This window comes from Variovorax sp. YR752 (assembly GCF_943372545.1).
In genome coordinates this window covers 1-21,725 of record NZ_CALRZC010000009.1, presented here as the reverse complement: position 1 = coordinate 21,725, position 21,725 = coordinate 1, and the positions used below count along the sequence as shown (strand labels likewise).

The window sequence follows — 21,725 nt, the reverse complement described above, 5'->3', positions numbered from 1 at the left end:
GCCGGCTGTCGTTTGTGTAGCATCCCCTACACTTTCATGTTGCGTTCACTACATTAAAGGTCAATGTAGCAAACAGGCCCGATGCTTGCAATGGTGTTTTCTCGCGGTGTTCATCGGGGTTTTTCCGACCAACGACAATGGAGGGTTGCTAGCCGGCCGATGGCGGACGCCCCAAAGGCGTGCATTTCGGCTCAGCCACCCTTTCCTGTCTTCAACCAACACTTGAGTTCTGTATGAGTGCATTCAGCGAAGAACGCGTCCTGAGCGTCCACCACTGGACCGACCGCCTGTTCACCTTCACCACCACGCGCGACCCGTCGCTGCGCTTCTCGAACGGTCATTTCACGATGATCGGCCTGAAGGTCAACAACAAGCCCCTGCTGCGCGCGTACAGCATCGTGAGCCCCAACTACGAGGAGCACCTCGAGTTCCTGAGCATCAAGGTCGAAGAAGGCCCGCTCACCTCGAAGCTGCAGCACATCCAGGTGGGCGACACCATCATCGTGGGCCGCAAGCCCACGGGCACGCTGCTCATCGACTACACGCTGCCGGCCAAGCGCCTGTACCTGTTCGGCACGGGCACCGGCCTGGCGCCCTTCATGAGCATCATCCGCGACCCCGAGACCTACGAGAAGTTCGAAAAAGTCATCCTGGTGCACGGCGTGCGCCAGGTCGACGAGCTGGCGTACCACGACCTCGTGACCGACCACCTGCCCAAGCACGAGATCCTGGGCGAGATGATCGAGAAGCAGCTGCTCTACTACCCGACCGTCACGCGCGAGGAGTTCCGCAACCAGGGCCGCGTCACCGACCTCATCGAGAGCAACAAGCTCACCGACGACCTCGGCCTGCCCCCGCTCAACGTCGAAGAAGACCGCGTGATGCTGTGCGGCAGCCCCGGCCTGCTGGTCGACCTGAAGCACATCCTGGAAAAGCGCGGCTTCAAGGAAGGCAACACCTCGACGCCGGGCGACTTCGTGGTCGAACGCGCGTTCGCCGAGAAGTAAGCAAGCAACAGAAGAGGCGCTGCGCGCACGATGGCCGACTCCCGCTCCGTCAGCAAGCCCAAGCCCCAGCGCCGCACCGGCGTGCGCGAGGCCGCGGCCCAGGCCACGCGCGACAGCATCCTCAAGGCGGCGACCAAGGTGTTCGCCAAGTACGGCTACGACGGCGGCAGCGTGGAGAAGATCTCCAAGGCCGCCAAGTCGTACGACCGGATGATCTATTACTACTTCGGCAGCAAAGAGGGCCTGTTCATCGCGGTGCTCGAAGGCATCTACCAGCGCATGGACGACGCCGAAGCCGCGATCGCGCTCGACGCCTCGCGGCCCGTGGAAGCGCTCACCGAAGTCATCCGCTTCGTGCTCGGCTACTACCGCAAGAACCCCGAGTTCGTCACCCTGCTGAACACCGAGAACCTGCACAAGGGGCGGCACATCTCGAAGTCGCTGCGGGCGCGCGAGTACTCGTCGCGGGCGGTGGCCATCATTGCGGAAATCCTGGCCAGCGGTGCGGTTCAGGGCCTGTTCCGCACCGACCTCGTGGCGCGCGACATCTACCTGCTGATTGCGTCCACCGGCTATTTCTACACCTCGAACCGGCACACGCTCACGGCCTTCCTCGGCGAGCCGATGGAGTCGCCCGAGGCGATCAGGCACTGGGAAGATTTCGTGATCGAGACCCTGCTGCGCACCGTGCGCGCGGACGACATCCAGGAACAAGACAACACCACCCCACCCCACGAGGACACCACGAAATGGCAGAAATCGCAGCCGGCGCAAAGTCGGGCAAGGTCGTCATCAAGAACATAGGGCTGCTGCTCTCGGGCGACATCGACAAGCCCATCCTCGACGCCGACACCCTCGTGGTGAACGACGGCCTGATCGTCGCGATCGGCAAGGAAAAAGACTGCGACCTCGAAGGTGCACAGACCGTCATCGACGCGCGCAAGACCTGCGTGGCGCCCGGCCTCATCGACAGCCACGTGCACCCCGTGTTCGGCGACTGGACGCCGCGCCAGGGCCAGATCGGCTGGATCGATTCGACCATGCACGGCGGCGTGACGACCATGATCTCCGCGGGTGAAGTGCACCTGCCTGGCCGCCCGAAAGACATCGTCGGCCTGAAGGCACTGGCCGTCACCGCACAGCGGGCGTTCGACAACTTCCGCCCCGGCGGCGTGAAAGTTCTCGCCGGCGCGCCGGTGATCGAAAAGGGCATGGTCGAGAGCGACTTCAAGGAACTCGCCGAAGCCGGCGTGGGCCTCCTGGGCGAAGTGGGCCTGGGCTCGGTGAAGGCCGGCTACGAGGCCAAGGAAATGGTGGCGTGGGCGCGCAAGTACGGCATCCAGAGCACGATCCACACGGGCGGCCCGTCGATCCCGGGCTCGGGCCTGATCGACAAGGACGTGGTGCTCGAAGCCGACGCCGACATCATCGGCCACATCAACGGCGGCCACACCTCGCTGCCCGAGGCGCATGTGTGCGAGCTGTGCGAGAAGAGCACGCGCGCCATCGAGATCGTGCACAACGGCAATGAGAAGGTCGCCATTGCGGCGGCCAAGGCGGCCCTTGAATTGAAGTGCCCGCACCGCGTGATCCTCGGCACCGACGGGCCCGCGGGCTCGGGCGTGCAACCGCTGGGCATCCTGCGCATGGTGGCAATGCTGTCGTCGATCGCGAACATCCCGGCCGAGCTGGTGTTCTGCTTCGCGACGGGCAACACGGCGAAGATCCGCAAGCTCAACTGCGGGCTGATCGAAGTGGGTCGCGATGCCGATTTCGTCTTCATGGACCGCGCGCAGCATTCACCCGCGCCGGGCCTGCTTGAGAGCGTGCAGCTGGGCGACATCCCGGGCGTGGGCATGGTGATGATCGACGGCCTCGTGCGCTGCGGGCGCAGCCGCAACACGCCGCCTGCGACGGAGATTCCGGTGGTGGTGTCGGGCGGGCACTGAACGCCAGCGCTTCTCTTTCTCCTTCCCCCTCTGGGGGAAGGTCGGGATGGGGGCAGGCAGAGCGCCCGATGGATGCGCCGCGTGCCCCGCCCCCACCCCAGCCCTCCCCCAGCGGGGGAGGGAGAAAGACGGCTACTTCGCGCGAAACACCAGATACCGCGCAGACAGGAAGTTCACCACCAGCCCCGCGCAGCTGCCCAGCGCCACGCCGAGGGCAGGCGCCCACGTCCCACTCATCTCATGCAGCACGAACACATAGGCGCCGTAGTTGACGACCGCACCGCCCAGCATCGTCACGAGATAGCCCAGGTACTCGCGGAGCACCGAGCCCGAGCCGTTGCTGGCACGCCGCGCGCTGAACGTGTAGCGGCGGTTCAGCGCCCAGGTGGCTGTCGCGGCCGCCAGGAAAGACAGCACCCGGGCGCCGTACCAACCCAGCAGCGGCGCCAGCAGGTACAGCACCACCACGTCGACCACGAACCCCGCCGCGCCGACCACGGCGAACGACAGGAACTCGCGCCCGATCTTCATCGGCTGCGCAGGCTCTCGCGCACGCAAGGCTGCGCCAGGTAGCGCAGCCGCTTGGCCTCCTGCCGGCCGAGCGTGACGGTGTGCATCACCACGCCGCAGACAAAGGACAGCAGCGCCGCCAGCATTGCGCCGGTGGCGAGCACCGCCGTGGGCAGCCGCGGCACCAGGCCGGTGTGGGCGTAGGTCATGAACAGCGGCACGGCCAGCGCGAGCGCACCGATCGCGAGCACCGCGGCGACGATCGAGAAGAACTGCAGCGGCCGTTCGCTCACGAACAGCTTGCCGATGGTCTTCAGGATGCGCCAGCCGTCGCGGTAGGTCGAGAGCTTGCTGTGCGAGCCCTCGGGGCGCGTGCTGTAGGCGGTGCCTTCCTCGGCGTAGGGCATGCGCAGTTCGAGTGCGTGCACGGTCAGCTCGGTCTCGATCTCGAAGCCCTGCGACAGCGCCGGGAACGACTTGGCATAGCGGCGCGAGAACACGCGGTAGCCCGAGAGCATGTCGGTGAGGCCGCCGCCGAAGAGCTGTGCCACGGTGCCCGTGAGCAGCCAGTTGCCGAAGCGGTGGCCCGCGCGGTAGGTGAGCGCGTCCTGGCCGTCGTCGACGCGGCTGCCGACCACCATGTCGAGGTTGCCTTCGACCAGCCGCGCGATAAGGCGCGGCGCGGCGGTGGTGTCGTAGGTGGCGTCGCCGTCGACCATCACGTAGATGTCGGCCTCGACGTCGGCGAACATGCGCCGCACCACGTTGCCCTTGCCGCGCGCGGTGACGTGCGTGACGATCGCGCCGGCCGCGCGGGCCACGGCGGCCGTGTTGTCGGTGGAGTTGTTGTCGAAGACGTGGACCTCGACGCCGGGCAGCGCCGCGCGGAAGCCTTCGATCACCTGGGTGATGGCCAGTGCCTCGTTGAAGCAGGGGATGACGGCGGCAATGCGCGGCATGGCGGACACGGGAGCGGGTCGGAGGTCGGTCATGGTGCGGTCAGGGCGGTCGCCGGAAGGAGTCGGTAGGCCCGGCTGCCGTCTTGTTCGTGCAGCAGGCCATAGTATTTGTCGAAGTCGGGCCGCGCACTGAGCACTTTCACCATCTCGGGCGACATGACGACGGTGGTGAAGCCCTCGGCGGCCAGCTTGCGCGCGGTGTCGCCGGGCGACAGCAGCAGGTAGTCGCGGTAGCGCCAGCGCCCGAGCGTGTCGCCCCAGATCGGGTTGGGGCCGTAGTAGATCGCCTCGTTCAGCGCGATCTGATACACGCGGCCGGTCACGTGGCGGCGCACATAGTCCATCACGCCGTAGCCCGGCACGTGCTTGCGCAGGAAGGCTTCGCGGCTCTCGGGCGTGAGCGAGATCATCGACACCTTGGTGGCCGTCTGGCCGACCGACACGGCGGCCAGCACGGCCAGCAGCAGTACGACGACCCAGTCGCCGATACCCGCGCCGCTGCGCGAGCTGTTGGATGTTGCCGTCGGGGCACCGCGCAGGCGACGCACGCCCGCCGCGATCCCGCTGCCCAGTGCCTGCCAGCCCACGGCGGCGGTCAGCGCCAGCAGCGGGAACGAGGCCATGAGGTAACGCGGGTAGCGCGAGGTCACGACCCACACGGCCACGGAGTACAGGCAGAACCAGCCCGCCGCGCGCACGGCGGCAGAGCGCTTCCACCACACGCTGAAGGGCGCGAGGAACACGGACCAGATCAGCGCGTTGGGCATCTCGGCGTGGTCGCGCACGTCGGCCACCTGCTGCACGTAGTCGGCCGGAATCCATTCGCTGAAACCGAACACGCGCGCGCCGATCGGGTTGAAGGGGTCGCCCGTCATGATGGCGTTGCGCGCGTACCAGTAGATGCACGGGATCAAAAAGCACAGCAGCGCCGGCGCCCAGGCCCGCCACACGCGGCGCTCGTGGCGCAACACGAACAGCGCCACCAGCGGCAGGAAGATCAGCGCCTGGTACTTGGAGCCCGCCGCCACGCCGAGGCAGAACGCCGCCAGCGAGAGCCAGCGCGTGCCGTCGCGCAGGGGTTCGGATTCGCGCCACCACCACAGCGCCACTAAGGCGGTCAGCACGAACAGCGCGACGCCCATGTCGATCAGCGCGTTGGCGTAGTCGCCCATGCCCAGCCAGATGGCCGCGCCGATGCAGGCGGTGAGCCGGTTGGCGTGCAGGATGCCGATGCGGAAAATCATCACCACCGACAGCGCACCCGCCAGCGCGTTGAGAAAGTGCGGCAGCACGTCGTCGCCCACCTGCAGTGCGGCGGCGTACAGCAGGTTGTAGTTGTACGGGAACCAGGGGTAGCGCAGCCAGTCGTGGATGCCCAGCGTGCCCTGCTGCGCCACCAGGCGTGCGTAGGGCAGGTGGTACATGAGCTCGTCGAAGGCGGCCGGCGGCGCGAGCGGCGCCACCAGCGCCGGCAGCGCGACCAGCGCCAGCGCGAGGGCGGCGATGCGCTCGAAGCGGCTCCAAGGTGGGGTGACGGGCGCGGCCGCGCGCAGTGCGCGGATGTCGGCGCGCCAGCCGCGCCACTGCCACGCGGCGGCCACGACGCCCGCACCGACCAGGCCCAGCGTGGCCTCGCGACGGAAGAGTCCGAAGATGGCCAGCGCCTGGAAGGCACAGATGTACAGGCCGACGCCGAGTGCCGCCGCCATGGCGGCTTCGAGCCAGGCGTCGCGGCGCGACGGGGGACGCAGGCGCGCGAGCACCGCGCGGCCGGCCCCCCAGCAGGCGATCACGAAGATCGCGAACTGGGCGTAGTGCGCGGCGGCAAAGATCAGCTTCTGAATATCAACTCCCGTGGCCGGTCACACCGGTGGGCCGGCCGACCGGCAGGTTCAAAGGTTCGGCGCGAGCAGGCGCTCGAGCTCCGCTTCGCTCGTGTGGCGCCGCGCCGCCTGGTCCTGCAACTGGTCGTGCCCGATCTTGCCGACGTTGAAGTACGTCGCATCGGGGTGACCGAGGTAGAAGCCGCTCACGCTGGCGGCGGGCATCATAGCGAGGCTCTCCGTCAGGGTCATGCCAATGTCCGCGCAGTTCAGAAGGTCGAACATCGGGCCCTTCACGCTGTGGTCGGGGCAGGCCGGGTAGCCGGGCGCGGGACGGATGCCGCGGTACTTCTCGGCAATCATGTCGTCGTTGCTCAGGCCTTCGTTGCTCGCGTAGCCCCACAGGTCGGTGCGCACGCGGTGGTGCAGCGCCTCGGCAAAGGCCTCGGCCAGCCGGTCGGCCAGCGCCTTGAGCATGATGGCCGAGTAGTCGTCGAGGTCGTCCATGAAGAACTTCTCTTTCTTCTCGACACCCAGCCCGGCCGTGACGGCGAACACGCCGACGTAGTCCTTCACACCGCTGTCTTTCGGTGCAACGAAGTCGGCCAGGCAGCGGCTGGGGCGCATCACGCCGTCGATCATCTGCTTCTCGGTCTGCTGGCGCATGCCGTACCAGGTGAGCGCGACTTCGCTGCGCGTCTCGTCGGTGTACAGCTCGATGTCGTCGTCGTTCACGGTGTTGGCGGGCCAGAAGCCGACCACGCCGCTGGCGCTGAGCCAGCGCCCTTCGATGAGGCGCTTGAGCATGCGCTGGCCGTCGGCGTACACGCGCACGGCCTCGGTGCCGACGACGTCGTCCTTCAGGATGGCGGGGAACGGCCCGGCCAGGTCCCAGGTCTGGAAGAACGGGCCCCAGTCGATGTACTTGGCCAGCTCGGTGAGGTCGAAGTTCTTGAACACGCGACGGCCGATGAACTTGGGCACCGTGGGCACGAAGTGCGCGAAGTCGACCGGCGTCTTGTTGGCGCGCGCCTTGGCCAGCGGCCACATCGGCACCTGCTTCTTGTTGGCGTGCTGGGTGCGCACCTTGGCGTAGTCGGCGTTGATCTCGTCGATGTACGCGGTGGCCTGGTCGCTGAGCAGCGACTGCGCCACGCTCACGCTGCGCGAAGCATCGGGCACGTAGACCACGGGGCCTTCGTAGTGCGGCGCAATTTTCACGGCGGTGTGCACGCGGCTGGTGGTGGCGCCGCCGATCATGAGCGGGATCTTCTTGATGCGGAAATGGTCGTCGCGCTGCATCTCGCCGGCCACGTACTGCATCTCTTCGAGGCTCGGCGTGATGAGGCCCGACAGGCCCACGATGTCCGCGCCCTCGACCTTGGCACGCGCCAGAATTTCGTGGCACGGGACCATCACGCCCATGTTCACCACTTCGAAGTTGTTGCACTGGAGCACGACGGTCACGATGTTCTTGCCGATGTCGTGCACGTCGCCCTTCACGGTGGCGATGATGATCTTGCCCTTGGTGCGCACGTCGCGGCCCGCGGCCTCATCGCGCAGCTTTTCTTCCTCGATGTAGGGCAAGAGGTGGGCCACGGCCGACTTCATGACGCGCGCCGACTTGACCACCTGCGGCAGGAACATCTTGCCGGCGCCGAACAGGTCGCCCACGATGTTCATGCCGTCCATGAGCGGGCCTTCGATCACGTGCAGCGGGCGGCCGCCCTTGGCCAGGATCTGCTGGTAGGCCTCTTCGGTGTCTTCGACGATGAAGTCGGTGATGCCATGCACCATGGCATGCGAGAGGCGCTGGTTGACGTGCACCGGGTGCTCGGGCGTGCCGCGCCATTCGAGGCGCTTGCTCTCGTCCTTGGCGCCGCTCTTGGCGGTTTCGGCCACTTCGACCAGGCGCTCGCCGGCGTCAGGGCGGCGGTTGAGCACCACGTCTTCCACGCGCTCGCGCAGCGTGGGCTCCAGGTCGTCGTACACGCCGACCATGCCGGCGTTGACGATGCCCATGTCCATGCCCGCCTGGATCGCGTGGTACAGGAACACGGTGTGGATCGCTTCGCGCATCGGGTCGTTGCCGCGGAAGCTGAAGCTCACATTGCTCACGCCGCCCGACACCTTGGCGCCCGGCAGGTTCTCCTTGATCCAGCGCACGGCGTTGATGAAGTCGACCGCGTAGTTGTCGTGCTCCTCGATGCCGGTGGCAATGGCGAAGATGTTCGGGTCGAAGATGATGTCTTCGGGCGGAAAGCCCACCTCGTCGACCAGCACGCGGTAGGCGCGCTCGCAGATCTCGATCTTGCGTGCGTAGGTGTCGGCCTGGCCCTTCTCGTCGAAGGCCATGACCACGGCGGCGGCGCCGTAGCGCTTGACCAGCTTGGCCTCGTGCTTGAACTTGTCGACGCCCTCCTTCATGGAGATGGAGTTGACGATGCCCTTGCCCTGGATGCAGCGCAGGCCGGCCTCGATGACCTCCCACTTCGAGCTGTCGACCATCACCGGCACGCGCGCGATGTCGGGCTCGCTGGCAATGAGGTTCAGGAAGCGGACCATGGCGACCTTGCTGTCCAGCATGGCCTCGTCCATGTTGATGTCGATGACCTGCGCGCCGTTTTCCACCTGCTGGCGCGCGACGGCCAGGGCCTCTTCGAACTGGCCGTTGAGGATCATCCGCGCGAAGGCCTTGGAGCCGGTGACGTTGGTGCGCTCCCCGATGTTGACGAACAGCGTGCCTGCGCCGATGGCGACCGGCTCGAGGCCGGACAGCTTCATGGGAGGGGGAGCAACGGGAGCGGAAACGGATGCGGGAATCTGGGACATGGCCTCACCTGCGGAAGAGTCGAACAGGCGAGCGTCGTTGTCGCCCCAAGCCTGACGGTTCGCCTCTGTGGCGAACCGCTGCAACGCTCCTTGGGAAGTCGCGCATTTTAGGTCGATTCGATTGCGCCCTGGGAAAACCCCAGTTTTCATTCCTGCACGTGTCAACAGAATGCGCCCACCGTTTCCGAACGAACGTTCGTGTTTTTAACCAGACGTAAGGGAGAGCGCCAGATGGTCAGGAAGTCGAATGCCCGGTTGCCGCATGCAGCCACCCCGATGCGCGCCGTGGCCTTGAGCTGCGGTCTCCTGGCCGCAGCGGCCCTCACTGTTTACGCGCCACGGGCGCAGGCCGCGGCCAGCGACGCCGCCACGCGGGTCGAGGCCCGCGTGACCTCCGACACGGCGAAGACCCGCTACCCGATCGTGCTGGTCCACGGCCTGCTCGGCTTCGACAACCTGCTGGGCGTCGACTACTTCTACGACATCCCCGGCAAGCTGGCCGGCGCGGGCGCCAAGGTGTATGTGGCGCAGGTGTCGGGCACCAACACCTCCGAGATCCGCGGCGAGCAGCTGCTGCAGGAGCTCAAGACCATCCGCGCGCTCGAGCAGAACCCCACGCTCAAGTTCAACCTCATCGGCCATTCGCAGGGCTCGCCCACGGTGCGCTACGTGGCGGCGGTGGCGCCCGACATGGTGGCCTCGGTCACGTCGGTGGGCGGCGCCAACGGCGGCTCGAAGGTGGCCGACCTGCTCGCCAAACTGCCCGAAGGCGGCATCGCCCAGACGCTGGTGGTGAAGGCCATCGGCCTGCTGACGGGGATGATCGGTTTTCTCTCGGGCAAGGACCCGAGCCAGCTGCCCGAGGTGCCGCTGAACGCGCTGGCCTCGCTCACCACGGCGGGCGGCGCGGCCTTCGACGCCAAGTTTCCGCAGGGGCGCCCCGCCGCGGGCTCGTCGTGCGACGTGAAGAGCGGCGCGGCCGTGGCCAACGGCGTGCGCTACTACTCGTGGTCGGGCGTGTCGACCAGCTTCAACCTGTTCGACCCGAGCGACACGGCGCTGTCGACGCTGGGCGGCCTGTTCTTCTTCGGCGAGGCCAACGACGGCCTGCTCGCGGTCTGCACCACGCGACTGGGCACCCACCTGGGCGACTACCGCCAGAACCACCTCGACGAGGTGAACCAGGCCTTCGGCAACACCTACGGCAGCCAGTTCCCGTACTACGAGAAGAAGCCGCCGGAGCTGTTCAGGGAACAGGCCGCGCGACTCAAGAGCGCGGGGCTCTGAGGACGCAGCGCATGCGCGGCGTGGCGTTGACCATCGGCGCGGTCGCGCTGGTGGCCGTGGGGACCGGATGGCTGGCCCTTGGACCGGAGGCGGTCGATGCGCCCCGGGCCGCCGCGCCCCGCACCACGGCGACGGTCGCTGCGCCCACCGCGTCCCGACCGGCGCAACAAACCGCCGCAGCCCCCGACGCCCTCCTCACCCGCGACCTCATCACCCTCTTCGACCAGGTGCTCGCCGAGGCGCAGGCCGACAACAAGGCCACGCTGATGGCCCGCGCGCCCGCCCTGCTCGCCAAGCACCTGCGCGAAGACTGGCGCGTGCGCGCGCTGGGCCTGCTGGAGCGCTACGTCGACATGCAGGAAGCCCTGCGCACCCTGCAGCCGCCCGCACCCGGCGACCCGGCCTTTTTGCGGCGCAGCCTGGAGGCGCGCGAGGCGGTGCGCCGGCAGTTCTTCGCGCCCGAGGAAATCGAAGGCCTGTTCGGCGACCAGATCCGGCAGGACCAGTTCATGGCCGAGAAGATGGAATTGCTGTCCAACCCCGGCCTCACGCCCGAGCAGCGTGCGGCGGCGCTGGCGCAGAGCGAGCAGGCCTGGCTGTCGCCCGCGCAGCGCGAGGTGCGCAAGGACGCGGTGGCCCACCTCGACGTGATGCGCCAGACCGAGGCGCTGCAGGCGCGCGGCGCCAGCCCCCAGGAGCGTTTTGCCGCGCGCAGCGAGACCTACGGCTATGAAGTGGCGCGCGGCCTGGCCACGCTCGACCAGGAAACCCAGGAATGGAACGCCCGGCTCGACCGCTACGCGAGCGCCCCCGCAGCCGAGCAGGCCCAGCTGCGCGAGACGCTCTTCAACGAAAACGAGCGCCTGCGCTTGAGCGGTGCCCTGGCGATGCGCTCGTCCGCTGCGCCCAAGCCGGCGCGATGAATTCGATAAGTAAGCGCAGGCTTACGCAGGTTGCGCTTCGCCCATGGCCGAGGCCGGCAGGCCGAACACGCGGTCGAAGGCCCAGTTGAAGACGAAGGTGTAGACCAGGAAGAACACCACCAGGCCCAAGTCCATCACCAGCGCCTGCCAGAGCGACACGCCCAGGCCCCAGGCCAGCATCGGCACCAGGAAGGCGATCAGGCCGCCCTCGAAGCCGATGGCGTGGGCGATGCGGCGCTTCAGGCTGCGTCCGCGCACCGCCTGGCGCGACTCCCAGCGCTCGAACAGGGCGTTGAAGGTCAGGTTCCAGATCACCGCGATGACCGAGGCGCCCACGGCCAGCAGGCCCGAATGGCCGAGCCCCGCGTCCGACATCAGGGCCAAACCGGCGCTGGCCGCCACGATGGCGATGCCCTCGTAGAGGGAGATGTAAACGATCCGACGCTGAATGCCCTGCATGAATTTCTCTGTCTGTGTGACTGCGATGGGTGGACTTTATTTGTGTTTCGCTGATATAAAAAGTTAACTTGTTTCAGTTTTATTGATAGGTCGGCACCCCATGGCTTTCTCCAGCGACAACGTCGAGGTCTTCCTGGCCGTGCTCGACCACGGCTCCTTTTCGGCCGCCGCGCGGGCGCTGCGCAAGGTGCCGTCGGCCGTGAGCATGGCCATCGCCAACCTCGAGGCCGAGCTGGCGCTGCCGCTGTTCAACCGCAGCGGCCGCGAGCCGCAGCCCACCGCTGCCGCGCGCTCGCTCGAGCCCCAGGCGCGGCTGCTCGCGGCCCAGCTGCGGCAGCTGCAGGTGCAGGCGCTGGCGCTCACGCAGGGGCTGGAAGACCGGCTCACGCTGGCCATCGCGCCCGAACTGTTGGCCGCGCCCTGGAGCGGGCCGCTGGCGGCGCTGGCCGACGACTACCCGCTGCTGCAGGTCGAGGTGCTGGCCGCGCCGCAGGCCGATGCGCTGGCGCTGCTGCACAGCGGCCGGGCGCAGCTGGCGCTGGTGTTCGAACGGCCCAGCCTCGACGGCCGCGAGGGCTTCCAGGAGGTCGGCAGCGACACCATGGTGGCCGTGATGGCGCCCGAGCACCCCGTGCTGCGCGCCGCGGCCGGCGGGCGCCTGCGCGAGGAGCACCTGACCAACACGCGGCAGATCGTGGTCGCGGGGCGCGACCTGGGCACCAGCGACCCGCGCTTCGTGTTCGCGCGGCATGTCTGGCGCACCGACAACGCGCTGGCCGCGCTGAGCCTGATCACCGCCGGGCTGGGCTGGGGCTGGCTGCCGCGCAACTTCGCGCGGCCGCACGTCGCGGCGGGCGCGCTGGTCGAGATTCCGTTCGAGAACCTCAGCAACGGGCTCGACCTGTGGGTGGACGTGGTGTGGTCGCGCGAACGGCCGCTGGGCCTGGGTGCGCAGCGTTTCGTGGCGCTGATCGCGCGCGACCGTCAGGCAGCGGCCGGCATCGAAACGCCGGCCGTTTGAGTCGGCTCAGGACCGGCCGTGGCCGTGCCCGCCTCCGCCGCCATGCCCACCGCCTCCACCACCCTTGCCACCACCTCCGTGCGGACGCCCTCCTCCACCACCGCCGCCCCCACCGGGCCGGCCCCCGCCCGGATGCGGATGCGACACGCCCGGCGGCGGTCCGGGCCGGAAGCCCGGCTGCGGCCTGGGCGGACGGAACCCGGGGTCGCCGGGTGGCCGATAGCCCGGTCCACCGGGCGGACGAACGCCTGGGCCATGCGGTGGCCGGACGCCAGGCCCGTGCGGCGGACGCACGCCCTGCCCCGGCGGCCAGGGCCGCGGCTGCCAGGCCGGGCGCACGGGCGGCGGCGGGCGCCAGCCTGCGATCGGTGGCGGCGGTGGCCGCTGGCCCCACCAGCGCCGGTCGCCGTACCAGGGACGGTCGCGGTAGTAGTCGGCCCAGTAGCTGCCGATCACGAAAGTCACGATGGGCACGCCGATGACCGCGCCGTAGGTGGCCAGCGGCACGCGCTGCTGCTGGTAGGCGTAGTCGAGGTTCCTCGACCAGACCCAGCCGCGCCCGCCGTCGGGCAGCACCACGTCGCACCAGCCGTAGCCGCTGGTGCAGCCGACCACGTCGACCGGCTGGCCCGGCCCGAGCCGTGCCACCAGCGGGTAGTCGCCCGAGGGCCCGGCGCGCATGTTGACCGCGCCGCGCGTGAAGGCCTGCTGCGCGGCCGCCGCAAGCGGCAGCAGCAAAACGAGCGCGCCCAAGGCAGCGCGACGCAAGAAGGATGTGGCGTTCATGAGGGGCTCCTGTGCGCGCCAGCGTAGGCGCGGGGCGCGGAGCCGTCAATCAGCCGAAGGCGCGCGCGGCGCCCGGCTTCAGGCGGCCTCTTTGTAGAAGCCGTTGGTGTTGAGCATGCGACCCTTGGCCGGCGCCACCGCCGCACCGATCGCCGCGATGTGGTCCGGCGTCGTGCCGCAGCAGCCGCCCACGATGTTCACCAGCCCCTCGGCCGCGAACTCGTGCAGCAGGCGCGAGGTGACGTCGGGCGTCTCGTCGAAGCCGGTGTCGCTCATCGGGTTGGGCAGGCCGGCGTTCGGGTAGCAGCTGATGTAGGTGTCGCCCGCCACGCGCGCCAGTTCCTGGATGTAGGGGCGCATCAGCGTCGCGCCCAGCGCGCAGTTCAGGCCGATGGCCAGCGGCTGCGCATGGCGCACGCTGTGCCAGAAGGCGGTGACGGTCTGGCCGCTGAGGATGCGGCCCGAGGCGTCGGTCACCGTGCCGCTGATGATCAGCGGCAGGCGGTGCCCGCTGTTGTCGAAGTACTCGTCCACCGCGAACAGCGCGGCCTTGGCGTTGAGCGTGTCGAAGATGGTCTCGACCAGGATCACGTCGGCGCCGCCTTCGACCAGCGCTTCGGTCTGCTCGTAGTACGCCGCGCGCAGCGATTCGAAATCGACATTGCGTGCGCCCGGGTCGTTCACGTCGGGGCTGATGCTCGCCGTCTTGGGCGTCGGGCCAAGGGCGCCGGCCACGAAGCGCGGCTTGTCGGGCGTGCTGTACTTGTCGCAGGCCGCGCGCGCCAGCTTGGCCGATTCGAGGTTCATCTCGCGCGCCAGGTGGGCCATCTTGTAGTCCTCCTGCGCGATGGTGGTGGCGCCGAAGGTGTTGGTCTCGATGAGGTCGGCGCCGGCCGCGAGGTAGGCCTCGTGGATGTCGGTGATGACGTCGGGCCGCGTGAGCGACAGCAGCTCGTTGTTGCCCTTCACGTCGCGCTCGAAGTCCTTGAAGCGCTCGCCGCGGTACTGTTCTTCGGTGAGCTTGAAGCGCTGGATCATCGTGCCCATCGCGCCATCGAGGATGGCAATGCGTTGGGCGAGGATGCCAGGCAAGGCCTGGCCGCGGGTGTAGATGACGGGCTTCATAGCCCCATATTCTCGCTCGCCCCCAGGCTCCGCGCACTTCGTGTCGCTTCTCCTTCCCCCTACCGGGGGCAACGCCGATCGCCCGGCAAAGCCGGTTCGATGGCGTTCCACCTGAACACGAAAAAGAAAACGATCAGCGGCCTTCGACGAAGGCCAGCACCGCTTCCAGCATCCGGCGCACATGCGGCTGCACGCCCGCCGCCACGTCGGGCAGGTAGTCGAAGGGCAGCGCTTCCTGCATGTAGCTCGACTGCGTCATCTCCAACTGCACCGCATGCACGCCGCCGGCCGGGTTGCCGTACTGGCGCGTGATGTGGCCGCCCTTGAAGCGGCCGTTGAGCACGCCGGTGTAGCCGGGCGCCGACTCGGCGATGCCGCGCAGCGTGGCGGCCAGTGCGGGGTCGCAGCTCTTGCCGTCGGCGGTGCCCAGGTTCAGGTCGGGCAGCTTGCCTTCGAAGAAGCGCGGCAGCACGGAACGGATCGAGTGCGCGTCCCACAGCGCGACGGTGCCGTGCGCGGCCGTGAGGCGGTCGAGCTCGGCCTGCAGCTGCTGGTGGTACGGTCGCCAGACGGCGTCGCGGCGTTCGGCGATCTCGGCGTCGGACGGGTGCTCGCCGGCGTTCGCGTAGACCGGCGTGTCGTCGAAGGTGTCGACCGGGCACAGGCCGGTGACGCTCTGGCCCGGGTACAGGCTGGCGCCGTCCGGCGGACGGTTCAGGTCGACCACGTAGCGCGAGTGCGTGGCCACGAGCACCGAGGCGCCGAGTGCATCGGCGAAGTCGTAGAGCTGTTCGAGGTGCCAGTCGGTGTCGGGCACGTGGCGTGCCTCGTCGGTGAAGCGCGCGGCCAGCGCGGGCGGCACATGCGTGCCGACGTGCGGCATGGAGATCAGCAACGGGCGCGTGCCCTGGCGGAAGCGGAACGCCGGTTCGGTGGTGGTGAAAAGAGCCATGGGGTGAATTCTCAGTCCTGCAGAAGCTGGGTGCGCGCTGCCACGAAGCCCGATGCCGCGCTGTCGTGCAGCGCGTGGCGGCCGGCCGTGACGCGCGCGCGGCCCGCCACCCAGACCGCGTCGACGGCCGAGGTGCGGTGGCTTGCGAACACATGAGCCGAGAGCATGTCGGGGGCCGACAGGCCCTGCAGCGCGAGGTGGTTGGCATCGAGCACGACGAAGTCGGCCTGCTGCCCCGCGGCCAGCCCACCGACCGTGCGGCCCGCCGCCTGCGCCCCGCCCTGCACGGCTTCGAGCGTGAGCGCGGTGGCCACGTGCGGCTGCGCCGCGCTGGCGCCGACGTTGCGCTGGCGCCGGCCCAGGCGCTGGCTGTATTCGAGCATCAGCAGTTCTTCGGCCGCGTTGACGCTGGCATGGCTGTCGGAGCCCACGCCCCAGGCGCCGCCGTGGCTGCGCCAGCGCGCGAAGTCGAAGATGCCGTCGCCGAGGTTGGCCTCGGTCGTCGGGCACAGGCCCGCGACCGCGCCGCTGCGTGCGGCGTATTCGTATTCGGCGTCGTTCATGTGCGTGGCGTGCACGAGGCACCAGCGCGCATCGACGCTCGCGTGGTCGAGCAGCCATTCGACCGGGCGCAGGCCGCTCCATTCGACGCAGTCGTCCACTTCCTTCGTCTGCTCGGCGATGTGGATATGGACCGGTGCCGTGCGGTCGATGGCGTCGAGGCCGGCGAGCGCCTCGCGCAGCGCCTCGGGCGGCACGGCGCGCAGCGAATGCGGCGCCAGGCCCAGGCGCGCGCCCTGCGCGTCGCAGTCGGGCTTGAGCGTGTCGAGCAGGCGCAGCATCGACTCGGTCGAGCGGATGAAGCGGCGCTGCCCGTCGGTGGGCGGCTGGTCGCCGAAGCCGCTGGTCTGGTAGAGCACCGGCAGCAGCGTGAAGCCGATGCCCGTGTTGTGCGCGGCGCGCAGCAGCGCGCGGCTCAGCGCCGCGTCGTCGGCGTAGGGGCGGCCGTCGGTGTCGTGGTGCACGTACTGGAACTCGCACACGCTGGTATAGCCCGCCTCGAGCATCTCGGCGTAGAGCCAGGTCGCAATGGCTTCCATGTGCTGCGGGCCGAGGCGCGCAGCAAAGCGGTACATCAGCGTGCGCCAGCTCCAGAAGCTGTCCTGCTGTTCCGCGCGGTGCTCGGTGAGCCCGGCAAAGGCGCGCTGGAAGGCGTGCGAATGCAGGTTGGGCATGCCCGGGATCACGGGGCCGTGGGCGGCGGGCGTGTCGGCGGGGCGTGCCGCACCGGCTTGCACCTGCGTGAGCTGGCCCGCGTCGTTCCACGTCAGCAGAACATTTTTGGCCCAGCCTGCGGGCAGCAGCGCATCGGCCGCGAAAAGCGTGTGTGTCATTCAGTGGCTCCGATGGCGATGCGCCCCTGGCGCACCACGGTGCGGACCGGCTGCTGGCCGAACCAGTAGGCCAGCTCGGCCGCGTCGGCCAGGTTCCAGAGCACGAAGTTGGCGGGCATGCCGGGCGCGATGGCGCCGTGCGTGGCCTGCAGGTTCAGCGCGCGCGCGGCGTGCACGGTGACGCCGGCCAGCGCCTCGGGCACGGTGAGGCGGAACAGCGTGCAGGCCATGTTGACCATCAGCAGCAGGCTCAGCGTCGGCGAGGTGCCGGGGTTGTGGTCGGTCGACACGGCCATCGGCACGCCCGCGGCGCGCAGCGCGTCGATGGGCGGCAGGTGCGTGTCGCGCAGCGTGTAGTAGGCCCCCGGCAGCAGCACGGCCACGGTGCCCGACTGGCGCATGGCCGCGATGCCGTCGGTCGACAGGTGCTCGATGTGGTCGCACGACAGCGCGCCGTAGCGCGCAGCCAGCGCGGCGCCGCCCATGTCCGACAGCTGCTCGGCATGCAGCTTCACTGGCAGGCCCAGCGCCTGAGCGGCCTGGAAGACCTGCTCGGTTTCCTCGAGCGAGAAGGCGATGCGTTCGCAGAACACGTCGACCGCATCGACCAGCCCTTCGGCCGCGAGCGCGGGCAGCATCTCGTTGCAGACGAGGTCGATGTAGTCGCCGCTGCGGCCCGCGTATTCCGGCGGCAGCGCGTGCGCGCCGAGAAACGTGGTGCGCACGGTGACACCGTAGGCCTCGCCCAGGCGCCGCGCCACGCGCAGCTGCTTGCGCTCATGTTCCAGCGCCAGGCCGTAGCCCGACTTGATCTCGATGGCGCAGACGCCGTCGGCCAGCAGCTGTTCGAGGCGCGCGGTGGCCTGGGCGAACAGCGTGTCTTCGTCGGCCTCGCGCGTGGCGCGCACCGACGAGACGATGCCGCCGCCCGCCTTCGCCACCTCTTCGTACGTGGCGCCCGCGAGCCGCATGGCGAACTCGTTGGCGCGCTGGCCGCCGTAGACCAGGTGCGTGTGGCAATCGACGAGACCGGGTGTGACGAGCGCGCCGCCGCCGTCGTGTGGCGCGAGCCCCGCGAACTCGGCGGGCAGATCGGCGCGCGCGCCGACCCAGCGGACCGTGCCCTGCGCGACCACGAGGGCCGCTTCGGCGTCGGGCGCCAGGGTCAGGCCGGGCGCCGCACCGGGCGCCAGGCGCAGGCCGGTCCAGAGGCCGTCGGCCGAGGGGAATTCGCTGGGGGGTTTCATCGTCATCTCTTTGTGTCCTTTCGCCGGTCAGCCGGGCACGAAGCGCACGGCCACGAGCCGCACGTCTTCACTGCCCGGTGCGGCTTGCCACGCTTGCGCGTGATCGGTCCAGCACAGGCCTTCGCCTTCAGCCAAGGCTTCGTCATTCAAACGCCAATCGCCACGCAACGCCAGCAGCACGCCGTGCGCTGCGGGCACGATATTGGCGGCGTGGTCCAGCACCTGCACGTCGGCGCGCCACTGACCGCCGCGGGTCATCACGTTGAAGTCGTTCGACGCGCCGCCGAGCAGCGTGCAGTCGATCGGGTCGTCGCCGGAAAAAACGAAGGGCCGGTGCGGCACGTCGAGCCGGTGCGACACGCGACCGTCGTGCGTGAAGAGACGCACGCCGTCGCCTTCGAGCAGCATGATCTGGCGATCGACACCCGGGAACACCGAGAACGGGCCGGCCGACGCAATGGTCGCGATGCTCACGCGCCAGCCGAAGCTGTCGAGCCCCGCGCCTGGCGGCCAGCTGGCGATTTCCTGCGTGGTGCCGCCGCCGTTTTTCCAGGGCATGGCGCGCAGGGTCGCGCGCGAAAAACGCTGCACGCTCATCGCATCAACCCGCCCTGGCGCAGCTTCTGCTCGAAGTGCCGCAGGATCAGCGTCATCGTGCCCGTGAGCACGAAGTACACGACCGCAATCGCCAGGTACACCTCGAGCGAGCGGTACGACACGCTGATGATCTTCTGGCCTTCGTGCATCACGTCGTGGATGGTCAGCAGCGACACCAGCGCCGAGTTCTTGATGAGCGCGATGAACTCGTTGCCCAGCGGCGGAATCATGCGCACCACGGCCTGCGGCAGCACGATCTGGCGCATCGCCACGCCGGGCGTCATGCCCAGCGATTGCGCGGCCATGGTCTGGCCCTTGTCGATCGACTGGATCGCGCCGCGCACGATCTCCGACACGTAGGCGCCCGAGTACACGCCGAGCCCCAGCACGCCGCACAAAAAGGCCGGCAGCAGGATGCCGAAGTGCGGCAGGCCGAAGAACAAAATGAACAGCTGCACCAGCAGCGGCGTGCCGCGAATCGCCGCCACGTAGGCGGTGCACACGCCGTAGATCCAGCGCCGCTTCGGGTTCAGCCGGCCGATGCCGACCAAGAGGCCCAGCACGCAACCCAGGGCCAGCGCGCAGGCGGTGATTTCCACCGTGACCAGCGCGCCGCGCAGCAGGTCGGGCCAGCCCTGCCAGACGGGCGAGAAATCGAAGTCCATGGCGCGCTTACTTGGTGTTCGCGCTGAACCACTTCTTGACGATCGCCGCGTAGGTGCCGTCGGCCTTGAGCTTCTCGATCGCGCCGTTCACGGCCTTGGTGAGCTCGGGCGTGTCCTTGCGGATGGCCATGCCGTATTCCTCGGTGGTGATCTGCTCGTCGAGCACCTTCAGGCCGCCGCGCGTGCGCACGTACTGGAAGGCGGCGGGCTTGCCGGTCACGGCGGCATCGGCGCGGCCGATGTCCACGAGGTTGAACATCTCCTGGTTCTTCTCGACTTCCAGCAGCTGCACCTGCGGGAATTTCTCCTTGGTGTAGGCCACCGACTTGGTGCCCACCTGCACGCTGACCTTCTTGCCGTTGATGTCGGCCGGCTTCTTGATCGTCGTGTTGTTGTCCTTCACCATGACCACGAGGCCGCCGGCGTAGTACGGCACGGTGAAGTCGACGACCTTCTTGCGCTCGTCGGTGATGTAGATGCCCGACACGGCCATGTCGAAGCGCTTGGAAATGAGGCCCGGCACGAGGCCCTTGAAGTCGATGTCGATCCACTCGATCTTGCGGCCCAGCGTCTTGCCGATGGCCTCGACCAGCTCGACGTCGAAGCCGGTGCGCTTGCCGTTTTCCACGAACTCCATCGGCGGGAAGGTGGCGTCGGTGGCCACGCGCAGTGGCTCGCCCTGGGCGTGTGCAGCGCCAGCGAAACCGAAGAAGGCGAGGCCGGACAGGGCGGCGGCGACGAGGGTGCGACGGGTGTTCATGAGAGGGCTTTCGTGGAGGTGAGGGAGGAGAAAAGAAAAAAGCGGTGCGGCTACTGCAGTGCGCGCGAGATGCGGGCCGCCGTGACGACGGTCATGTGGACCAATGCAGCTTCCATGCCTTCGACGCGCGTGAGCGGCGCCATCAGCGTGATCGCCCCGCGCAGCCGACGGCCCGCGGCCAGCACCGGTGCGCTCGCGCCCCAGACGCCGGCATCGACCTCGCCGTGCGTCACGGCATGGCCGGCAGCGCGGATGGTGCCGAGTTCGGCGGCACGCTCGGCGCGGCGTTCGGGGGCTTCGTCGAGACCGTCGAGCAGCAGGTCGCGCGCGTCGTCGGGCGCATGGGCCAGCAGGCACTTGGCGCTGGCGCCGTCGCGTGCGGGCACGCTGCGGCCGCGGTCGAAGGAGCAGCGCAGCGACTGTTCGCTGTCGATCATCTCCAGGCACACGACGCGGTCGTTCACGAGGGTGACGAGCGCCACGCTCTCGTGGCTTTGCTGCGCCAGCACGCGCATGTCGGCGCGCGCGGCCATCACGAGGTCGGAGTTGCCGTCGAAGCCGCTGGCCAGCTGCACGCTCACGGGCCCCGGCGAGTAGCGGCCCTCGGACTCCATCACGAAGCCCCAGCGGCGCAAGGTGGCGACCTGCCGGTACAGCGTGCTCTGCGACAGGCCGGTGGCCTGCACGAGCTCGGCCGCCGTCATCGCCGCCTTGCTTTGCGCCAGCACCGACAGCACGAACAGCGCGCGGTCGTTGTGGGCAGGAGCGTCGAGAGGGGTCGTCATCGGGGGCAATCGCTGGGCGGTCGAAAGTGGATGCGGCGTGCAGTATCTTGCTCGCCGTTCTCACGTCCAAGCCCGAATTCCCACGCGATGGGAATGAGCGCGTTTTTTCTTTCTACCTTCGTCTTACCCGGGGCATCAGACAGCGAGCAACGGGAAGAGCGGATCGTCCATCGGCGCCCCCGCCGGCAGGCGCTCGGCCAGGCCCGGGAAATCGGGCGAGGTCTTCCAGCTGCGCGGCGCGTGGCGGATGTCGTCGCCCAGAAATCGCACCGAGAACACGCGGCGACGGTTCGGCCCCTCGACGCCGGCCGCCGCATGCAGCGTGAGCATGTGAAAGCAGACGAAGTCGCCGGGCTCGATGTCCCAGCCGACGATGGGAAAGCGCTCGCGCGCACCCTCGATGTCGGGCAGGTCTTCCAGGCTGCCTTCGGGGAACCACTTGGCGTGGTTGTCCATGAAGGTGCGCGGCATGAGCCACGGCCCCTTGTGGGAGCCGGCCACGAACTCGAGCGTGGCGGCACGCGACACCGGATCGACCGGAATCCACATGCTGACGTTCTGCGCGCCGTCGATGTTGTAGGGCCTGCTCACGCTGTTTCCGGAGTCGCGAAGGCCTGCCAGGGCGGGCCAATCAAGGCGCGTGA

General features: G+C 68.7%; 20 protein-coding genes, 1 pseudogene and 1 riboswitch. Of the genes and pseudogenes, 6 read left to right on the top strand and 15 right to left on the bottom strand.

Features of this window, described 5'->3' with window-relative positions; genetic code table 11:
* The first annotated feature begins 233 nt into the window (after nucleotides 1–233).
* From AAG801_RS03500 to AAG801_RS03490, 3 genes are read left to right on the top strand one after another with little or no spacing between them, the layout of a single operon-like run.
* The gene (locus tag AAG801_RS03500) at nucleotides 234–1,007 is read left to right on the top strand and encodes a ferredoxin--NADP reductase (protein WP_099794551.1); all 774 of its coding nucleotides are present in this window, start codon (nucleotides 234–236) and stop codon (nucleotides 1,005–1,007) included.
* A gap of 30 nt (nucleotides 1,008–1,037) precedes the next feature.
* Complete coding sequence (locus AAG801_RS03495) at nucleotides 1,038–1,811, top strand: TetR family transcriptional regulator (protein ID WP_341887175.1); 774 nt, start codon at nucleotides 1,038–1,040, stop codon at nucleotides 1,809–1,811.
* Nucleotides 1,757–2,956, top strand: coding sequence for an amidohydrolase family protein (locus tag AAG801_RS03490; protein WP_341887174.1), 1,200 nt, complete (start codon nucleotides 1,757–1,759; stop codon nucleotides 2,954–2,956). Before AAG801_RS03495 ends, AAG801_RS03490 begins: the two co-directional genes overlap by 55 nt.
* 132 nt (nucleotides 2,957–3,088) lie before the next feature.
* Here AAG801_RS03490 and AAG801_RS03485 read toward each other — a convergent pair whose 3' ends face one another.
* The 4 genes from AAG801_RS03485 to metH form a co-directional block, all read right to left on the bottom strand.
* Nucleotides 3,089–3,487, bottom strand: a complete 399-nt coding sequence (locus tag AAG801_RS03485) for a GtrA family protein (protein WP_341887173.1) — start codon at nucleotides 3,485–3,487, stop codon at nucleotides 3,089–3,091.
* Nucleotides 3,484–4,458, bottom strand: a complete 975-nt coding sequence (locus AAG801_RS03480) for a glycosyltransferase family 2 protein (RefSeq protein WP_101493539.1) — start codon at nucleotides 4,456–4,458, stop codon at nucleotides 3,484–3,486. The genes AAG801_RS03485 and AAG801_RS03480 overlap by 4 nt, the downstream gene beginning before the upstream one ends.
* The gene (locus AAG801_RS03475) at nucleotides 4,455–6,218 is read right to left on the bottom strand and encodes a phospholipid carrier-dependent glycosyltransferase (RefSeq protein ID WP_341887172.1); all 1,764 of its coding nucleotides are present in this window, start codon (nucleotides 6,216–6,218) and stop codon (nucleotides 4,455–4,457) included. The genes AAG801_RS03480 and AAG801_RS03475 overlap by 4 nt, the downstream gene beginning before the upstream one ends.
* Nucleotides 6,219–6,317: 99 nt before the next feature.
* Nucleotides 6,318–9,080, bottom strand: a complete 2,763-nt coding sequence (gene metH / locus AAG801_RS03470; RefSeq protein WP_341887171.1) for a methionine synthase — start codon at nucleotides 9,078–9,080, stop codon at nucleotides 6,318–6,320.
* Between the two features lie 22 nt (nucleotides 9,081–9,102).
* A riboswitch (S-adenosyl-L-homocysteine riboswitch) is annotated at nucleotides 9,103–9,178 on the bottom strand.
* A 133-nt stretch (nucleotides 9,179–9,311) separates the two neighbouring features.
* Between metH and AAG801_RS03465 the strand changes: the two genes are divergently transcribed.
* Entirely contained in the window at nucleotides 9,312–10,367 is a 1,056-nt protein-coding gene (locus AAG801_RS03465; RefSeq protein WP_341887170.1) for a triacylglycerol lipase, read from the top strand.
* An 11-nt stretch (nucleotides 10,368–10,378) separates the two neighbouring features.
* Entirely contained in the window at nucleotides 10,379–11,290 is a 912-nt protein-coding gene (locus tag AAG801_RS03460; RefSeq protein WP_341887169.1) for a lipase secretion chaperone, read from the top strand.
* Between the two features lie 21 nt (nucleotides 11,291–11,311).
* Here AAG801_RS03460 and AAG801_RS03455 read toward each other — a convergent pair whose 3' ends face one another.
* Nucleotides 11,312–11,749: a PACE efflux transporter gene (locus AAG801_RS03455; RefSeq protein WP_099794538.1), complete on the bottom strand. Its 438-nt coding sequence runs from the start codon at nucleotides 11,747–11,749 to the stop codon at nucleotides 11,312–11,314.
* Nucleotides 11,750–11,849: 100 nt separating this feature from the next.
* Between AAG801_RS03455 and AAG801_RS03450 the strand changes: the two genes are divergently transcribed.
* Nucleotides 11,850–12,770: a LysR family transcriptional regulator gene (locus tag AAG801_RS03450; protein ID WP_341887168.1), complete on the top strand. Its 921-nt coding sequence runs from the start codon at nucleotides 11,850–11,852 to the stop codon at nucleotides 12,768–12,770.
* 6 nt (nucleotides 12,771–12,776) lie between these two features.
* On the opposite strand, the gene AAG801_RS03445 is transcribed toward AAG801_RS03450, so the two are convergent.
* From AAG801_RS03445 to AAG801_RS03400, 10 genes and pseudogenes are all read right to left on the bottom strand, one after another.
* Nucleotides 12,777–13,556 carry an SH3 domain-containing protein gene (locus AAG801_RS03445; RefSeq protein WP_341887167.1) on the bottom strand — a complete coding sequence of 260 codons (780 nt, stop codon included), beginning with the start codon at nucleotides 13,554–13,556 and terminating at the stop codon, nucleotides 12,777–12,779.
* Between the two features lie 78 nt (nucleotides 13,557–13,634).
* On the bottom strand, nucleotides 13,635–14,681 hold the full coding sequence (locus AAG801_RS03440; RefSeq protein WP_341887166.1) for a homocysteine S-methyltransferase family protein: 1,047 nt from the start codon (nucleotides 14,679–14,681) through the stop codon (nucleotides 13,635–13,637).
* A 133-nt stretch (nucleotides 14,682–14,814) separates the two neighbouring features.
* On the bottom strand, nucleotides 14,815–15,633 hold the full coding sequence (gene hutG / locus AAG801_RS03435; protein ID WP_341887165.1) for an N-formylglutamate deformylase: 819 nt from the start codon (nucleotides 15,631–15,633) through the stop codon (nucleotides 14,815–14,817).
* Between the two features lie 11 nt (nucleotides 15,634–15,644).
* On the bottom strand, nucleotides 15,645–17,027 hold the full coding sequence (locus tag AAG801_RS03430; RefSeq protein WP_341887164.1) for a formimidoylglutamate deiminase: 1,383 nt from the start codon (nucleotides 17,025–17,027) through the stop codon (nucleotides 15,645–15,647).
* On the bottom strand, nucleotides 17,024–18,274 hold the full coding sequence (gene hutI, locus AAG801_RS03425; protein ID WP_341887203.1) for an imidazolonepropionase: 1,251 nt from the start codon (nucleotides 18,272–18,274) through the stop codon (nucleotides 17,024–17,026). Before hutI ends, AAG801_RS03430 begins: the two co-directional genes overlap by 4 nt.
* A 27-nt stretch (nucleotides 18,275–18,301) precedes the next feature.
* Nucleotides 18,302–18,871 carry a HutD family protein gene (locus tag AAG801_RS03420; RefSeq protein WP_341887163.1) on the bottom strand — a complete coding sequence of 190 codons (570 nt, stop codon included), beginning with the start codon at nucleotides 18,869–18,871 and terminating at the stop codon, nucleotides 18,302–18,304.
* Nucleotides 18,868–19,536: an amino acid ABC transporter permease gene (locus tag AAG801_RS03415; RefSeq protein ID WP_099794526.1), complete on the bottom strand. Its 669-nt coding sequence runs from the start codon at nucleotides 19,534–19,536 to the stop codon at nucleotides 18,868–18,870. The genes AAG801_RS03420 and AAG801_RS03415 overlap by 4 nt, the downstream gene beginning before the upstream one ends.
* Before the next feature lie 7 nt (nucleotides 19,537–19,543).
* Nucleotides 19,544–20,296 carry a transporter substrate-binding domain-containing protein gene (locus AAG801_RS03410; RefSeq protein ID WP_099794525.1) on the bottom strand — a complete coding sequence of 251 codons (753 nt, stop codon included), beginning with the start codon at nucleotides 20,294–20,296 and terminating at the stop codon, nucleotides 19,544–19,546.
* A gap of 50 nt (nucleotides 20,297–20,346) precedes the next feature.
* Nucleotides 20,347–21,081: an IclR family transcriptional regulator gene (locus AAG801_RS03405; protein WP_341887162.1), complete on the bottom strand. Its 735-nt coding sequence runs from the start codon at nucleotides 21,079–21,081 to the stop codon at nucleotides 20,347–20,349.
* Between the two features lie 135 nt (nucleotides 21,082–21,216).
* Nucleotides 21,217–21,660 (bottom strand): annotated as a pseudogene (locus AAG801_RS03400) (phytanoyl-CoA dioxygenase family protein); the annotation flags it as partial.
* Nucleotides 21,661–21,725: the final 65 nt, after the last annotated feature.

Bases quoted from the DNA above. Each gene is read 5' to 3' on its own strand.
- AAG801_RS03500 (WP_099794551.1), top strand. From the start codon at position 234: ATGAGTGCATTCAGCGAAGAACGCGTCCTGAGCGTCCACCACTGGACC.
- AAG801_RS03495 (WP_341887175.1), top strand. From the start codon at position 1,038: ATGGCCGACTCCCGCTCCGTCAGCAAGCCCAAGCCCCAGCGCCGCACC.
- AAG801_RS03490 (WP_341887174.1), top strand. From the start codon at position 1,757: ATGGCAGAAATCGCAGCCGGCGCAAAGTCGGGCAAGGTCGTCATCAAG.
- AAG801_RS03485 (WP_341887173.1), bottom strand. From the start codon at position 3,487: ATGAAGATCGGGCGCGAGTTCCTGTCGTTCGCCGTGGTCGGCGCGGCG.
- AAG801_RS03480 (WP_101493539.1), bottom strand. From the start codon at position 4,458: ATGACCGACCTCCGACCCGCTCCCGTGTCCGCCATGCCGCGCATTGCC.
- metH (WP_341887171.1), bottom strand. From the start codon at position 9,080: ATGTCCCAGATTCCCGCATCCGTTTCCGCTCCCGTTGCTCCCCCTCCC.
- AAG801_RS03465 (WP_341887170.1), top strand. From the start codon at position 9,312: ATGGTCAGGAAGTCGAATGCCCGGTTGCCGCATGCAGCCACCCCGATG.
- AAG801_RS03460 (WP_341887169.1), top strand. From the start codon at position 10,379: ATGCGCGGCGTGGCGTTGACCATCGGCGCGGTCGCGCTGGTGGCCGTG.
- AAG801_RS03455 (WP_099794538.1), bottom strand. From the start codon at position 11,749: ATGCAGGGCATTCAGCGTCGGATCGTTTACATCTCCCTCTACGAGGGC.
- AAG801_RS03450 (WP_341887168.1), top strand. From the start codon at position 11,850: ATGGCTTTCTCCAGCGACAACGTCGAGGTCTTCCTGGCCGTGCTCGAC.
- AAG801_RS03445 (WP_341887167.1), bottom strand. From the start codon at position 13,556: ATGAACGCCACATCCTTCTTGCGTCGCGCTGCCTTGGGCGCGCTCGTT.
- AAG801_RS03440 (WP_341887166.1), bottom strand. From the start codon at position 14,681: ATGAAGCCCGTCATCTACACCCGCGGCCAGGCCTTGCCTGGCATCCTC.
- hutG (WP_341887165.1), bottom strand. From the start codon at position 15,633: ATGGCTCTTTTCACCACCACCGAACCGGCGTTCCGCTTCCGCCAGGGC.
- AAG801_RS03430 (WP_341887164.1), bottom strand. From the start codon at position 17,027: ATGACACACACGCTTTTCGCGGCCGATGCGCTGCTGCCCGCAGGCTGG.
- hutI (WP_341887203.1), bottom strand. From the start codon at position 18,274: ATGAAACCCCCCAGCGAATTCCCCTCGGCCGACGGCCTCTGGACCGGC.
- AAG801_RS03420 (WP_341887163.1), bottom strand. From the start codon at position 18,871: ATGAGCGTGCAGCGTTTTTCGCGCGCGACCCTGCGCGCCATGCCCTGG.
- AAG801_RS03415 (WP_099794526.1), bottom strand. From the start codon at position 19,536: ATGGACTTCGATTTCTCGCCCGTCTGGCAGGGCTGGCCCGACCTGCTG.
- AAG801_RS03410 (WP_099794525.1), bottom strand. From the start codon at position 20,296: ATGAACACCCGTCGCACCCTCGTCGCCGCCGCCCTGTCCGGCCTCGCC.
- AAG801_RS03405 (WP_341887162.1), bottom strand. From the start codon at position 21,081: ATGACGACCCCTCTCGACGCTCCTGCCCACAACGACCGCGCGCTGTTC.